The organism is Flavobacterium laiguense, from assembly GCF_003097655.1.
Taxonomy (GTDB): Bacteria; Bacteroidota; Bacteroidia; order Flavobacteriales; family Flavobacteriaceae; genus Flavobacterium; species Flavobacterium laiguense.
Map to the genome: position 1 here is coordinate 334,481 of NZ_QCZH01000001.1, position 13,953 is coordinate 348,433.

At 33.3% G+C, this 13,953-nt stretch carries 13 protein-coding genes; all 13 read right to left on the reverse strand.

The window, feature by feature from the left end; translation table 11 throughout:
* Nucleotides 1–624 precede the first annotated feature (624 nt).
* On the reverse strand, nt 625–2,097 hold the full coding sequence (locus DB891_RS01460; protein ID WP_116759850.1) for a lipopolysaccharide biosynthesis protein: 1,473 nt from the start codon (nt 2,095–2,097) through the stop codon (nt 625–627).
* A 101-nt stretch (nt 2,098–2,198) separates the two neighbouring features.
* Nucleotides 2,199–2,642: a GNAT family N-acetyltransferase gene (locus tag DB891_RS01465; protein ID WP_116759852.1), complete on the reverse strand. Its 444-nt coding sequence runs from the start codon at nt 2,640–2,642 to the stop codon at nt 2,199–2,201.
* Between the two features lie 78 nt (nt 2,643–2,720).
* Nucleotides 2,721–3,581: an ATP synthase F1 subunit gamma gene (gene atpG, locus DB891_RS01470; RefSeq protein WP_116759854.1), complete on the reverse strand. Its 861-nt coding sequence runs from the start codon at nt 3,579–3,581 to the stop codon at nt 2,721–2,723.
* Nucleotides 3,582–3,664: 83 nt separating this feature from the next.
* A complete protein-coding gene (atpA, locus tag DB891_RS01475; RefSeq protein WP_116759856.1) occupies nt 3,665–5,242 on the reverse strand; it encodes a F0F1 ATP synthase subunit alpha in 1,578 nt (525 codons plus the stop codon).
* A 38-nt stretch (nt 5,243–5,280) separates the two neighbouring features.
* Complete coding sequence (atpH, locus tag DB891_RS01480; RefSeq protein WP_116759858.1) at nt 5,281–5,814, reverse strand: ATP synthase F1 subunit delta; 534 nt, start codon at nt 5,812–5,814, stop codon at nt 5,281–5,283.
* A gap of 2 nt (nt 5,815–5,816) precedes the next feature.
* The gene (locus DB891_RS01485) at nt 5,817–6,317 is read right to left on the reverse strand and encodes a F0F1 ATP synthase subunit B (protein ID WP_116759860.1); all 501 of its coding nucleotides are present in this window, start codon (nt 6,315–6,317) and stop codon (nt 5,817–5,819) included.
* 126 nt (nt 6,318–6,443) lie between these two features.
* Nucleotides 6,444–6,635, reverse strand: a complete 192-nt coding sequence (gene atpE / locus DB891_RS01490) for an ATP synthase F0 subunit C (protein WP_077374818.1) — start codon at nt 6,633–6,635, stop codon at nt 6,444–6,446.
* A gap of 100 nt (nt 6,636–6,735) precedes the next feature.
* Nucleotides 6,736–7,890: a F0F1 ATP synthase subunit A gene (gene atpB, locus DB891_RS01495; RefSeq protein ID WP_116759864.1), complete on the reverse strand. Its 1,155-nt coding sequence runs from the start codon at nt 7,888–7,890 to the stop codon at nt 6,736–6,738.
* Nucleotides 7,891–8,410: 520 nt separating this feature from the next.
* Entirely contained in the window at nt 8,411–8,641 is a 231-nt protein-coding gene (locus DB891_RS01505) for an AtpZ/AtpI family protein (protein ID WP_116759868.1), read from the reverse strand.
* Nucleotides 8,628–9,014, reverse strand: a complete 387-nt coding sequence (locus tag DB891_RS01510; protein WP_116759870.1) for a bactofilin family protein — start codon at nt 9,012–9,014, stop codon at nt 8,628–8,630. The genes DB891_RS01505 and DB891_RS01510 overlap by 14 nt, the downstream gene beginning before the upstream one ends.
* Before the next feature lie 2 nt (nt 9,015–9,016).
* Nucleotides 9,017–11,629, reverse strand: coding sequence for a type IX secretion system periplasmic lipoprotein PorW/SprE (porW, locus tag DB891_RS01515; RefSeq protein WP_116759872.1), 2,613 nt, complete (start codon nt 11,627–11,629; stop codon nt 9,017–9,019).
* An 87-nt stretch (nt 11,630–11,716) separates the two neighbouring features.
* Complete coding sequence (locus DB891_RS01520; protein WP_116759874.1) at nt 11,717–12,412, reverse strand: ABC transporter ATP-binding protein; 696 nt, start codon at nt 12,410–12,412, stop codon at nt 11,717–11,719.
* 70 nt (nt 12,413–12,482) lie between these two features.
* Nucleotides 12,483–13,952 (reverse strand): DUF5687 family protein, encoded by a 1,470-nt coding sequence (locus DB891_RS01525; protein WP_116759876.1) that lies wholly within the window; start codon nt 13,950–13,952, stop codon nt 12,483–12,485.
* Between the last annotated feature and the right edge of the window lies 1 nt (nt 13,953).

Sequence of the window (13,953 nt, forward strand, 5' to 3'; positions counted from 1 at the left end):
AGGTGATGGCCAGAAACCCAGTTACTCAAACTCGCTTTCTAGTTACCTTTTTATTTTCCGCACTTACAATAAATGTATCATTGCTTTTATAAAATGGTGTAAGCCAAAGCCTACAAGAAATCCTATAATCGATGTTAATGCTGAGTTATTGAAATTTAATTTCTGTGTGTTCACAATTTGAGTTTTCATAATTTTATTTTTTAAATGATTGTTATAATTTGATGAGACAAATATATAATCAGAAAAATCCTTTTTTTTCAAAAAAATGATAAGTGGTAATTATAAAATGATGAGCGGTTAATAAAAGATAAATTATCTTTTATTAACCGCTCATTTGATAACATAACCTTATTTCTAAGAATTCAAATACTTTACTTCAAACCTCGAATAAGCATTCAAAATCTACAGTCCAATTTAGTGAAAGATTTTAGAATTTAAGATACTTACAGAAATACAAAATACATTGATACAATTAAAATAAATTGCATTACTGTTATTTTAAATAAAATATAATGATTGTGGAATACCTTAGCCCTGATAGAAGGGAAAATCCTTTTTTGTACCGTCTCGTCCCTAAAGACGAGACGGTACAAAAAATATTGGAATGACAGCAGGAAATAGCTCCTAATTTTTATTCGGACGTTTTAAAATTCGCAAAAGTGTTTCTTTTTCATTGTAATATATAAAGCCCATAAATACGGCTAAAAGTAAAATACCGATATAATAATTCTCTCTGAAACCATAAAAAGAAATTCCTGAAAAACCGATAGATAAAGTAAGGTAACCCATTATTTTTTTCTTATCGTAGGGAATTGGATAGTATTTGTTTCCGAGGTAATAGGAAATAAACATCATACTCCCGTAAGCAGAAATAGTAGCAACCGCCGAGCCGTAATAACTGTATTTTGGAATCAATACGTAGTTTAAAACCAAAGTTACAATTGCTCCAACTATTGAAATATATGCCCCCACATAGGTTTTGTCAATAAGCTTGTACCATACGGAAAGGTTGGTGTAAATGCCTAGAAAGAAATTGGCCAAAATGATTAAAGGCACCACTTTCATCGCTTCCCAATACGAGGAATTTGGAATCATGACTTGTTTTAATAAATCGGCAAATACGATTACCGACAATAATATAAAGGACCCAAAAATGACAAAGTATTTGGTAATTGTTGCATAGGTTTGTTGTGCATTCTCGTTGGAAGCATGACTGAAAAAGAAGGGCTCGATTCCAAGTGTATATGCCGTTCTAAATAACACCATAAAGAGTCCCAATTTGTAACAAGCGGAATATACCCCTACTTGTTCTGCTGCGATATTGGCCGGCAATAGCCAACCCAAAAGAATTTTATCAAATTGTTCGTTAATGGCAAAGGCTATCCCAGCAATCATGATGGGAAGTCCATATCGCATCATACGTTTCCAGAGTTCGTAATCGAATTTCCATTTGATAGTAAAATAGTCAGGAAAAAGCACCACAAATGTTAAGAAACTGGCAATAATATTGGCTAAGAAAATATAGCCTATTTGGAAATTTTCTATATAAACAGAACTCAAAAAACTATCGGGTTGAGATAACGAAATACTTGGTAAATACTTAAGAAAAAACAAGTTGAAACTTAGGTTTACAAGTACATTTCCAATTTTTATTATCGCATAAAACTTAGGTCTTTGGCTGGCTCTTAATTTTGAAAACGGAACAATAACCAAAGCATCCAATGCTAAAATCCATATAGAATATGTGATGTATTGCGTATCCACTCCAGACCACCGCGCTAATGAATTTCGAAACAATAACGCTATAAATATGAAAAGGATGGTCGTCCAAAAAATTGAAACAGTAGTCGTTTCAACCACACTTGTTTTACTTTCATCTTTATTATTATAAAACCTAAAAAAAGCGGTTTCCATTCCGTATGCCAGAATCACATTGAAAAAAATCATCCAAGCAAATATTATGGATACCTTTCCGTACTCGGCCTGAGGTAATAATCCCGTATAAAGCGGAACCAGCAAGAAGCTGAACATCCTTGGTATTACAGTGGCAAGCCCATAAATGGCCGTTTGTTTAAAAAGCTTTTTATATAATCCCAAAATATAATGTCTGTTTATTATTTATAAAACAAAAATAACCAATTCTTTGGTTATTTTTTGGGTTTTGTTGTTGAATAAAGTTTCAAAAAATGAAATTGAGATTATGTTAATCCATCTTCATTTAATATTTTCAAAAAGTGAAAGCCTTTAGGAACATATCCTTGATTATAATAAAAACGATGTGCGGTAAAATTACCCGTGAAAGCATCCAAAACAATGGCATTGCAACCTTCTGCTTTGGCTTTAGCATCGATATAATCGGTCATGATCTTACCTATGCCTTTAGCTCTATGATCTGAATGGACAATAAAATTATCAATTTCAATATACTTCCCCGTCCAAAGTTTCATGGCTGTCCAAAAACCCGTTATCCCCACGCAAGTACCCTCTTCGAAAACAGCTAATTGTTTGTAATTATGAGGAACCATTTCCTTCAAATAGGATTCGTATTTTTCAACAGTGAGATTGGGATACAGTTGTTGCATGGTCTCAATTTGAGCCAACATCTCCGGAATGGTGGTAAGTTCTATTAATTTCACTTCTATTACTTTTTGAGTTTAAATTTAATCAAAAAAAAAGAGTTCCGCAATGCGGAACTCTCATATATTAAAACAGATAATTTCTTATCCTTTCAAGGCTTCTGCTCCACCAACAATCTCAAGGATTTCATTAGTAATGGCGGCTTGACGTGCTTTATTGTAAGTCAATTTCAACTGATCTCTCAAATCGGTTGCGTTGTCTGTTGCTTTGTGCATGGCAGTCATACGCGCACCGTGCTCTGAGGCAAATGAATCACGAATTCCTTTGTACAATTGAGTTTTCAATGCTTTAGGAATCAATGTTAAAACGATTTCTTCTTTTGAAGGTTCAAAAAGATAATCTCCTGTCGAAACTGGTTTGTCCGATTTTATAGGTGCTAATGGCAAAAACTGTTCTGTTTGAACAATTTGAGTTGCAGCATTTTTAAATTGATTGTAAATCAATTCTATCTTATCGTATTCTCCAGAAACAAATTTTTGAGTTAATGTTTCTGCAATTACAGCCACATTGTCAAATGATAAATGATCAAAAATAGTACTTTGATTATCAACAACTTTAAGTGTTTTTGATAAAATATCATTACCTTTTTTACCTATAGCAAAAATATCAACTTGCTTTCCTGCATAATATTCAGAACGGCTTTTAGCTTCCTTAATTACATTGGTATTAAATGCACCACACAAACCTCTGTTTGAAGTTATGGCTACAATTAAAACTTTTTTTACTTCACGTTGTGTTGTAAATTCTCCTCCAGCATCACCATCAAGAGTCGCTGAAAGATTTTGTAATAATTCCGTTAATTTTTCGGCATAAGGGCGCATTGCCGTGATCGCATCTTGTGCTTTCTTAAGCTTTGCTGCAGAAACCATTTTCATTGCCGATGTAATTTGCATCGTTGATGAAATGGAAGTAATTCTATTACGGATTTCCTTTAAATTTGCCATTGTTTTGTAAGTATTAAGATTTAAGTATTAAGTATTAAGTACCAAGAAAATCTTAATACTTAATACTCATTACTTAGTACTTTTTAGTTATATTTCGCTGAAATTTCTTTTGCAACAGTTTCAAGTACATCTGTAATTTCATCTGTTAATTTTCCTGCTTTCAAAGCATCAAGAGTCGCTCTGTGTTTGTTGTTCAAGAATTCCAAGAAATCTTTCTCAAATTCTTTTACTTTATTCACAGGAACACTTCTCAATAAGTTTTTAGATCCAGCATAGATAATTGCAACTTGGTCTTCAACAGTATAAGGATCATTCAAACCTTGTTTCAAGATCTCAACGTTTCTTCTTCCTTTTTCAATTACGTTTAAGGTAACAGCATCAAGATCAGAACCAAATTTAGCAAACGCTTCCAATTCGCGGAATTGTGCTTGATCCAGTTTCAAAGTACCTGCTACTTTTTTCATAGATTTAATTTGAGCATTACCTCCAACACGAGATACAGAAATACCTACGTTAATCGCTGGACGAACCCCAGAGTTAAACAAATCTCCATCCAAGAAAATTTGACCATCTGTAATAGAAATTACGTTTGTTGGGATATATGCAGAAACGTCACCCGCTTGCGTTTCGATAATTGGTAAAGCAGTCAATGAACCACCACCTTTTACGATACCTTTTAATGAAGCTGGTAAATCGTTCATGTTTTTTGCAATTCCGTCATCAGCAATTACTTTACAAGCACGCTCTAATAAACGACTGTGTAAGTAAAAAACGTCTCCAGGATATGCCTCACGTCCCGGTGGTCTTCTCAATAAAAGAGAAACCTCACGGTAAGCAACAGCTTGTTTAGATAAATCATCATAAACAATTAAGGCTGGACGGCCTGAATCTCTAAAATATTCTCCAATAGCTGCACCTGCGAAAGGAGCATAAACTTGCATTGGAGCTGGATCAGAAGCATTAGCTGCAACGATCACTGTATAAGCCATTGCTCCTTTTTCTTCTAACATTTTTGCAATTCCTGCAACAGTAGAAGCTTTTTGACCAATAGCAACGTAGATACAAAATACTGGTTTTCCAGCATCGTAAAATTCTTTTTGATTTAAGATCGTGTCAATACAAACAGTAGATTTTCCTGTTTGACGGTCACCAATAACAAGCTCACGTTGTCCACGACCAACTGGGATCATAGCATCAACCGCTTTTACCCCTGTTTGCAAAGGTTCAGTAACTGGTTGACGGAAGATAACTCCAGGAGCTTTTCTTTCTAAAGGCATTTCGAATAATTCACCACCAATTGGTCCTTTTCCATCAATTGGAAAACCAAGTGTGTTCACTACACGACCTACCATTCCTTCTCCTGCTTTAAGAGAAGCAATACGTTGTGTTCTTTTTGCTGTAGATCCTTCTTTGATTCCTGTTGATGGTCCTAAAAGTACCACACCAACATTGTCTTGTTCAAGGTTCAAAACGATAGCCTCTAATCCGTTTTCGAATTCAACTAATTCACCGTATTGAACATTTGAAAGCCCATAAATAAGAGCAATACCATCTCCAACTTGAAGTACTGTTCCTACTTCCTCTAGCGTAGCACCAGATTCAAAACCTTCGACTTGCTTTCTTAATATTGCTGAAATTTCAGCAGGTTTGATTTCCGCCATCTTAATTTATAATTTAGACACTTAAATGTGTAATAAAACTAATTACTTAACTCTCTTTTTAATACTTGTAATCTGTTGGCAACTGAAGCGTTGTATTGCTGGTCACCTATTCTTAGAATAAATCCTCCAATGATAGCAGGATCTACTATATTTTCTATTGTAATCTTTTTGTCTGAAAGGGTTGCAATTTTAGCTAAAACTTTAGCTTCAAGTGCAGCATCCATAGCAATAGCTGTAGTTACTTTGGCCACTTCAACATTATTCATAACATCGAATAATTCACTGTATTTTATTGCAATAGCTTCAAGAATTTCGAATCTTTTGTTTTCAAATAACAAATGAAGCAAACCTTTAGTAACATTGTCAACACTAGCAAAAACTTCTAAAAGTGCGCTCTCTTTTACTTCTACTTTAATGGTTGGATTTTGAATAAAAGTATTCAATTCCAAATTTCCATTGATAGTTGAAGCAATCAATTTCATATCGTTATTTACAGATTCAGATACTCCTTTTGAATCGGATAAATCTAAAATTGCTTTCGCATAACGAATTGCTGCTCTAGTACTTGCCATAATTAGTTCAATTTAACGTCACCTAACATTTTCTCAACCAATTTAGTTTGAGCTTCTTTGTTAGATAATTCATCTTTCAATAATTTTTCAGCAATGCTAAGAGACAAAGTCGAAACTTGTAATTTCAATTCAGCCATAGCTGCATTTTTTTCGCTTTCGATAGCCGCTTTAGCTTGTTCGATCATTTTTTGACCTTGAGCTTGAGCTTCAATTTTAGCGTCATCAACCATTTTCTCTTTCATTTCACGAGCATCTTTAAGCATGTTGTCACGCTCTAATCTTGCTTCTTGTAAAATACGTTGGTTATCTGCTTGTAAATTTTGCATTTCTTTTCTAGCATTTTCAGCAGAAAGCAATGCATTTTTAATTCCTTCTTCTCTATCGTTTACAGCGTCAAGAATAGGTTTCCAAGCGAATTTTTTCAATAAGAATATTAACCCAACAAATATTAATACTTGCCAGAAGAACAAACCTAACTCAAACTGATTTATTAACTTTTCCATTTTTTATAAATTATAAATTGTATTTTAAAAAATAAAATTTAATTTGTTTAATATGATTTTCAACATTTAATTAAAACAATAGTTACAACCAACCGTTGCAACTATTGTTTGTTTTTTAAGTGCTAATTAAGCTGCGAATAACGCTGCGAAACCAATACCTTCAATAAGTGCAGCTGCGATAAGCATAGCTGTTTGGATTTTTCCAGAAGCTTCTGGTTGACGAGCAATAGCGTCCATTGCTGAACCACCGATTCTACCAATACCTAAACCTGCTCCGATTACAATTAATCCTGCTCCTACAATAGTTGGAATTTGCATAATATATATATTAAAAATTAAACATTCAATTTGATTTTGGAGTGTAGATTTTAGAGTGTAGATTTTGAAAATCTGCCATCTGAAATCTAAATTCTAAATTTTAGTGATGAGCTTCCTCATGGTGATGCTCTTCTACTGCTGAACCGAAGTATAAAGCAGATAACATCGTGAATATATACGCTTGTAAAAACGCAACTAATATTTCAAGAATAGAAAGTGCAAATGACAATCCAAATGACAAACTACTTCCCAACCAGCTTTTAAAGATAAACATTAAACCAATAATACTCATCAATACAATGTGTCCTGCAAAAATGTTTGCGTACAAACGTATCATTAATGAAAATGGTTTGATAAAAACTCCCAATAACTCAATAGGAGCCAAAACAATACGCATTACTTTTGGCACACCTGGCATCCAGAATATGTGACCCCAATAGTTTTTATTTGCCGTAAAGTTGGTAATTAAAAAAGTAAGGATTGCTAATGAAAAAGTAATCGTAAGATTTCCTGTAACGTTAATACCGAAAGGCATCAATCCAAAAATATTCAAAAACAATACAAAGAAAAAGATAGTCAATAAATAACTCATGTATCTTTTATAATGTTTCTCTCCAATATTAGGAATTGCAATTTCGTCACGTATATACAATACAACTGGTTCAAAAATACGACCAACACCAGAAGCGATTCCGTTATTTTTCGCATACGATTTTGCCAAACCTGAGAAAATGATAAACATCAAAAGTGCAGCAATCATTATCGACACAACTGATTTTGTAATCGATAAATCTAAAGGACGCACATTTGTAGGATGTCCTGATTTTCCATCTTCGGTGATTGTTCCAGCAGCATCGGTTTTGTAAATCTTCCCGTCGTGGTGATTTATTTTGTAGAAATTCCCGTTTGATTCAGCAACAGCTTCTCCATGTTCAAATTTTGAAGAAGAAAAAATTTGAAATCCATTATCCCAAATAATAACAGGCAATGCAAAACCGTAATGTACTCCTGTTTCATCATCTTGGAAAAAAGAAAATTCGTGAGAGTCTAAAACGTGGTGTTTAATAAATGCTTTAACTTTAGACTTCACATCTGTTGGTTCAGCATGTGCTTCGTGAGCAGATTTTGCTACTTCATGTGTAGCTACAGTTTGTGTACTTGTGGTATCCGTTTCAGGATTTGCAAAACTAGTAAAAGGAAGACATACTACGAAAGTCGCTATAATAAAACTAAGTGCCTTGTTTGAAATCACCATATCTGTTAAATATCTAAATTTTTTACGATTCTAAAATTTGGTGCAAATGTACATTTTTTATTAATACTCAAAAGCATATAAAATTAAATTTTTCAAACATTTTTATCACTTATCGTCAGTTTACCCTTTTTCGTTGACTAATCGTATTGTAAAAAGTGTTTCAATTGCTAAAAACACAACAAACAAGACAAAAAAGTTTACCCTTTCTATTGGGCTATTCGGCTTTGGAACATGCAATAATGGCCTTACTATCAGATAACAAAAAATCATTTTGACACTTGTAGCCAAAAGAAAAGACATCCCCACATTATCAAAACTTTTTTCTTTCACTATTAATAATATTTTGAAAATAACCGTGGATAAAAGAAAGAAAAATAAGTAAAGCACTTCTAAAGAATAATGGAATGTGTTAGTATCTATATTTAAGACATAAAAAATAACGCGATGGATTGCATAAATTACAAGAACAATACTTAGTAAAGTTAGAAATGGTAAGAACTTTTTAAAATTCATTATGTGATTACTTTTTATTGATTTCGTTTACTTGTCGGATGACATTATATAAGGCTAAAACAACACCTACCATCACCAATATTTTTACATAATATACTTTTGTACTGGGGTGATTGTCGTCCAGCCAGTTCCCTAGATAGGAAAACAAGAAAATAACAACTCCCATTTGGATTGGGATATTAATTAAGGCCAACCATTTAGTATTGTTGTTTTTCTTTGGGTCATTATTCGTTGTCATTGGCAGTTCCTTGTGTAGCATTGGGTTTCATGATACAGGTTGCGCTAAAAACGGCTCCAGGTTCAACGGATAGTTTCCCAACCGTAACATCACCAATAATAATGGCCGATTCTTTTATGTTTAAAGTGTCTTCAATCTTCAATTTCCCTTCAAACTTACCTTCTATGTCTGCGTTTTGACAAATAATTTCTCCATTAACGCTTCCGGCAGGACCAATTACTAACTTCCCATTCGATGAAAAGTTACCTATAAGCGCTCCGTCTAATCTAAAATCAGCTTGCGAAATAATATCTCCCTTTATTATGGTTCCCTCTACAATTCTATTGGTTTTCCCTAAAACATCGGTTAAAGATTTTGGTTTTTTATCAAACATAATTACAGTTTTTTTAGTGAAAGATAGGCTTCTAGATTTTTCTTGATTTGAACTATTTTATAGTTTTCATTAGAAATAACAATTCCAGGCTGATTTATTTTATATTTTAAGTTTTCCTCCAAAAGAGCCGCTACAAATTTTGCATAAGACTCTGTATGTATTCCATGAATCGAAATGAAACTTTCTTTTTCGGTGTAGGCATCACAAGTGTATTTTAACTTTTCAACATTTTCATTGGCGAAAAATAACGCTAATTTAGCCTCTATTGCTGCAGCACTTTTCTCGTCATTATCGGTAATTCTAAAAATAACCTTCCAATTCTTCGAATCCGCTGTGCTAAAATTCATTTGTTCTAAAAGTGGAATTTGGGTTTTTAGAATTTCGATAGCATTCTTCCCTTCTTCCGTAGTGGCATAATTATCGGCTACATATTGTATTGCTTTTTTATATGCATCAAGACCATACAATTTCCCAATGGTATAAGCTTTCAGTAATTCGAATTTTGAAACTATAGGATCGCCAGAAAAGTCATCAATCAAACCATCGACTTGTTTTAATACTGATCCAAAATATTCCTCTTCATACAATCTATATAATTTTATATACTCTCCTTCGGGTGTATCCTGTACCGTTTCATTATGTGAACCCGAATTACTTACGATATTCGCATAACGAGAGTTTGGATATTGAGTCGTTATTTCATTTTTCAACGCTTCAGCTTTGGCGCTGTTTGTGATTTGATAGATTTTATATAAATTATACTTTGTGGGAAGTATTAATTTTTCTTCGGGATTGTAGGCTAATAATTGCTCCAGTTTTGTACTAGCCAAATTATATTCCTTGAATTTTTCTTTATATGTAACTCCAAGTTTATAATAGGTTAAATTCCTTTCTTTAACAATACTGTCCATTACCGTTTGCGATGTTGGAAGTTGTTTCATATAATACTCCACAGTATATTTTTCGTTTACCACAACTGGAGCGGTTTTGGTATCTGTTATAGTATCGGTTTTTTTTTCTTCAGGATTAGTATTAGCCACAGCACCCGTCGTTGCCGATAATCTCCAATATCCGACTTGAGTTCTGTTTCCCCATCTTTTCTTAAACTCTAACTTTCCGTAAGCAACCGTATTGGGATTGTAAAAATAGAAAGTGTTTATCTTTTCCTTTTCTGTTGAATTTGCATTATCCGGAGGTACAATTCCTGTATTTTTATTAGAAATAGCCCCATCCGGCATATTTGAAGCGCTGTTTATTGCAATGTTATCTTCTATCTTTTTTTGTTTGTCTTCCAAAAGTTTTTTAAGCTCGTCTTTGCTCTTTAATTTTTGAATATAATTTTCATAATAAACTATTTGTTCCGGCTCTTTTAATCCAACCACATAAATAATACTATCATTCCTTTTGGCAATAGCTTCGTCATGTATGACTTCATCAAGGTTTTTTCTGGTTTTTTGAATCTTTAGAAACTCTCTGGTTTTTACATCTAATAACGCCAAGGACAGGTCGTAATTTTTTGCAGCATTAATATAATCGGTATCTTTGAAATACATATTCCCTATATTTCTATAATTGGAAGCATTCAAATAAGTATCTGCAGATTTGGTTTCTAAGGAAGCATTATAAAAATCTAATGCCATTCTTTTGTCATTGTTATTCTCATAAAAGATCCCAATGCTATGATAAATCACATCCAAGTACGGTCTGTTTTCTCTGTCGTCCATAATCTTTTTAGATTTTTTGACAAATAAATCATAGTCCTCGTTTTTATAATTATTGAGTTTCGCTTTTTTGGCGTAGGCCTGAATAACAAATTTCCGTTCGGCTTTTCTATTCATATCAATAACGGTTTGATAAAAATAAATGGCACTGTCCTTTTGCCCAGCTTCTTCATACAACTGTCCTAATAAAAACGAATACCGTTGTCTTTCTTCATTACGTTTCGTCTTTTTATTGGCCAATTTTAATTTTACAACCGCACTGTCTTTTTCTTCAATATTCAAAAATGCACTGGCAAGAATGGCATTCGCATCAGCAAATTCCTGATTACTTAAATCATTGTCTTCAATAAGTTTAGACGTATTACGTATCGCAGCTGCGTCATTCCCTAAACGAATATTTGTTTTTTCGCGCCAAATTCTAGCCTCATAATTGTTGCTGCTGTTGGGGTATTTGTATAGAATGTAATTGAAAGCATCTAGAGCAGGAATAAATCTTTGGTCATAATACCTGGCTTTTCCCAGTAACAGATAGGCTTCGTCTATTTGATAATTTTTTTCTCTTCCATCAATATTCATGGAATGTTTCTGAATGGCTTTGGTCGCTTTGGCTTCAGCAAGTTCAAAATCGGTATTTTTGGGTTTTCCATCAACTGGCATATCATCACTGACCTGCATTTTTTCAACAGGTAAGCGTTTCCAAAAATTTTCGGTAGTATTGTCATTAATTCCTTTAACTCCTTTATCTAATGCAATTTGTCCATTATATAAAATATTCAGTTTTGTACTTAAAGCATGGGAATTTCTAGCCAAAAAAGTATCCTTCTTGGTAGAACAAGCTATCATGGCAGCTAAAAATAATAAAGCTAAAAAGTATTTAGATGTATTGCTATTCAAGGGTAAACGTTTAATTCATTAAACTTTTAAAAAAGTATTTTAGTATAATGACTGGTAAAAATACGTTTCTTTTTGAAATATATAAATTTAAACAGCAAAAAACAATTCCAATTCCTGCAATGTCTCTTTTGAAGTTGGCATGTCTTTGACCAATTCTCCTTTATTCAACGCAACAATCCTATCACAAACATCAACAGTATGCTGTAAATCATGACTGGAAACGAGTACTGTAATATTTGGATTGTTGGCCAATTCTTTGATGATTTTTTTTAGTCTGTTTACCGTAGTGGGATCTAAATTGGCAAAAGGTTCATCTAGAATAATCACCTCAGGATTCCCAATCAAAGTCGCAATGATTCCCACTTTCTTTTGGTTTCCTTTAGATAAATCACGTAAGTATTTTTTATTTTTAAGGATTTCACCATTAAAAAATTCCTCGTGTTGAGCCAATAAAGCGTCAACATCGGCTTTGTTTTGTCCTCTTAAGTCCCCAATGAAATAAAAATATTCTTCGGGTGTTAAATATCCGATTAAGAAACTCTCGTCCAGAAAAGAAGCTGTGAAAGGTTTCCAACCCTCACTGGCATTAACCTGAACCTTGTTGTTTATAATATTACCCGTTGTAGGCTGGATTAAATCCAATAACAAACTGAAAAAAGTTGTTTTGCCCGCACCATTGTTACCCACTAATCCAAAACTTTGTCCTTTTGGAATTTCTAATGATTCTATATTCAATACGGTAGTATCGTTGTATTTTTTGGAAAGATTATTTACTTGTATCATGGCAATTTTAGATTTTAGAATTAAGATTTTAGATTTCGGTAGAGAGGTTGCATTGCAACGTCTCTACAAATTATGATTTTTGTTTGTAGGCCGCAATGGTTGCATATTTTTCTGATTTGTATATTTTTTCAATGAATACAAAAGCCTTGTTTTTTAGGGCTAAACCTAAAATACCTACAACGGCAACAAGTGTTAGACCTAAATTTTCATTCATTAAATAAGTACCCGACCAGTACAATCCCACTGGCAATATTAACTGCGGAATGGTAATGAGCATTGTTTTTACATTAAACGCTTTTTTGTCTCCAAAAGCACCTTTGCCAGAACTCAAATCAATTGGGGTTTTTGTAAAAGCTCCTCCTAATAATACTAATGAGGAATTGACTCCAATATTATAAATGGCTCCAACAATTATCATTAGATAAACATGCCACCCAAAATATAAGTAAAACGAAGCAATGATGGTCGAAACTACTGTAGCAATAACCATCAGCCACCATTTTGAATTCAAATACCCTTTGTATGGAATGTTTTGTGTCATCATGAGTTGATAATAGGCGCTATCCCAACTCGGTACAAATTGTCCGAAAGTGATTAAAAATCCACCTGAAACAAAAATTCCTGCCAAAATATGCATCGTGGGAGTATCATAGGATTCGATTCCGCTTCCGAAAATCAGGAGACCATAAAACAAGAACATAACGCTTAATCCAATTGTCGTTTTAGAACGTTTGTTTCTTTTGATTAATTTAATGTCATTTTTCAAAAACGTTCCCAGTGTTCCAAATTGGTTCAACCAAGTTAAATGCTCCGTTTTGGCAATGTCATTTTTAGAAGTTAATCCTGCATCTAGGTACAAATCGCCTTTTAGATAATTATACGTCCAAAAATACAATCCCGATAAAACTAAAACAGGAAGTACGAAAACCCATTTAGTATGGAATAATGATTCAAAAAATGGATAGGTGTAATTGGTAATATCAAAGAATTTGTAATATTGACATCCTGCCAAAATTAAAGTAATGGTAATGAAAATAGCCAATAAGTGGTCTTTGTTATTCAATAAAACATTCAAAAAATTATTGGCAAATACTATAGAAAAAAGAGCCATTCCCCAAAGCAAAACAGAGATAACATCATAACCTTCGTAGATCAAAACGGCACAAAAAGGAAGAAAGAAAAAAGCATGCACGACATTAAAAAAAGACAACATGGTTTTTCCTAACGAAAAATGAACAATCGTTGACTTTTTGAAAGGCATCGTCAACAATGGTCGAATGTTCATTACTGGAATCGCTTGCAGCATAAGCCGAACAATCAAATCCATCAAAAAATAATACATCAAGAACTTGTTTATGGTTACTAATGGATCCAATTTCATTTCCCTAAGAATATAAAAAGCCCCTACTCCTAGTGCTAAAAAAGCTACAGTAAAATAAAGGACTAGAAATCCCATTAAAATTTTCAAGGCCAAATTCGATGCGAAAGAAGCAGACCTCGTGAAAGATTTCCACTCGAGATAAATAAATTTTGTAAACATG

Coding starts and splice junctions, on each gene's coding strand:
- DB891_RS01485 (WP_116759860.1), bottom strand. CDS start 6,317: ATGGAAAAGTTAATAAATCAGTTTGAGTTAGGTTTGTTCTTCTGGCAA.
- atpG (WP_116759854.1), bottom strand. CDS start 3,581: ATGGCAAATTTAAAGGAAATCCGTAATAGAATTACTTCCATTTCATCA.
- atpE (WP_077374818.1), bottom strand. CDS start 6,635: ATGCAAATTCCAACTATTGTAGGAGCAGGATTAATTGTAATCGGAGCA.
- DB891_RS01520 (WP_116759874.1), bottom strand. CDS start 12,412: ATGATACAAGTAAATAATCTTTCCAAAAAATACAACGATACTACCGTA.
- atpB (WP_116759864.1), bottom strand. CDS start 7,890: ATGGTGATTTCAAACAAGGCACTTAGTTTTATTATAGCGACTTTCGTA.
- atpA (WP_116759856.1), bottom strand. CDS start 5,242: ATGGCGGAAATCAAACCTGCTGAAATTTCAGCAATATTAAGAAAGCAA.
- DB891_RS01525 (WP_116759876.1), bottom strand. CDS start 13,952: ATGTTTACAAAATTTATTTATCTCGAGTGGAAATCTTTCACGAGGTCT.
- DB891_RS01505 (WP_116759868.1), bottom strand. CDS start 8,641: ATGACAACGAATAATGACCCAAAGAAAAACAACAATACTAAATGGTTG.
- atpH (WP_116759858.1), bottom strand. CDS start 5,814: ATGGCAAGTACTAGAGCAGCAATTCGTTATGCGAAAGCAATTTTAGAT.
- DB891_RS01510 (WP_116759870.1), bottom strand. CDS start 9,014: ATGTTTGATAAAAAACCAAAATCTTTAACCGATGTTTTAGGGAAAACC.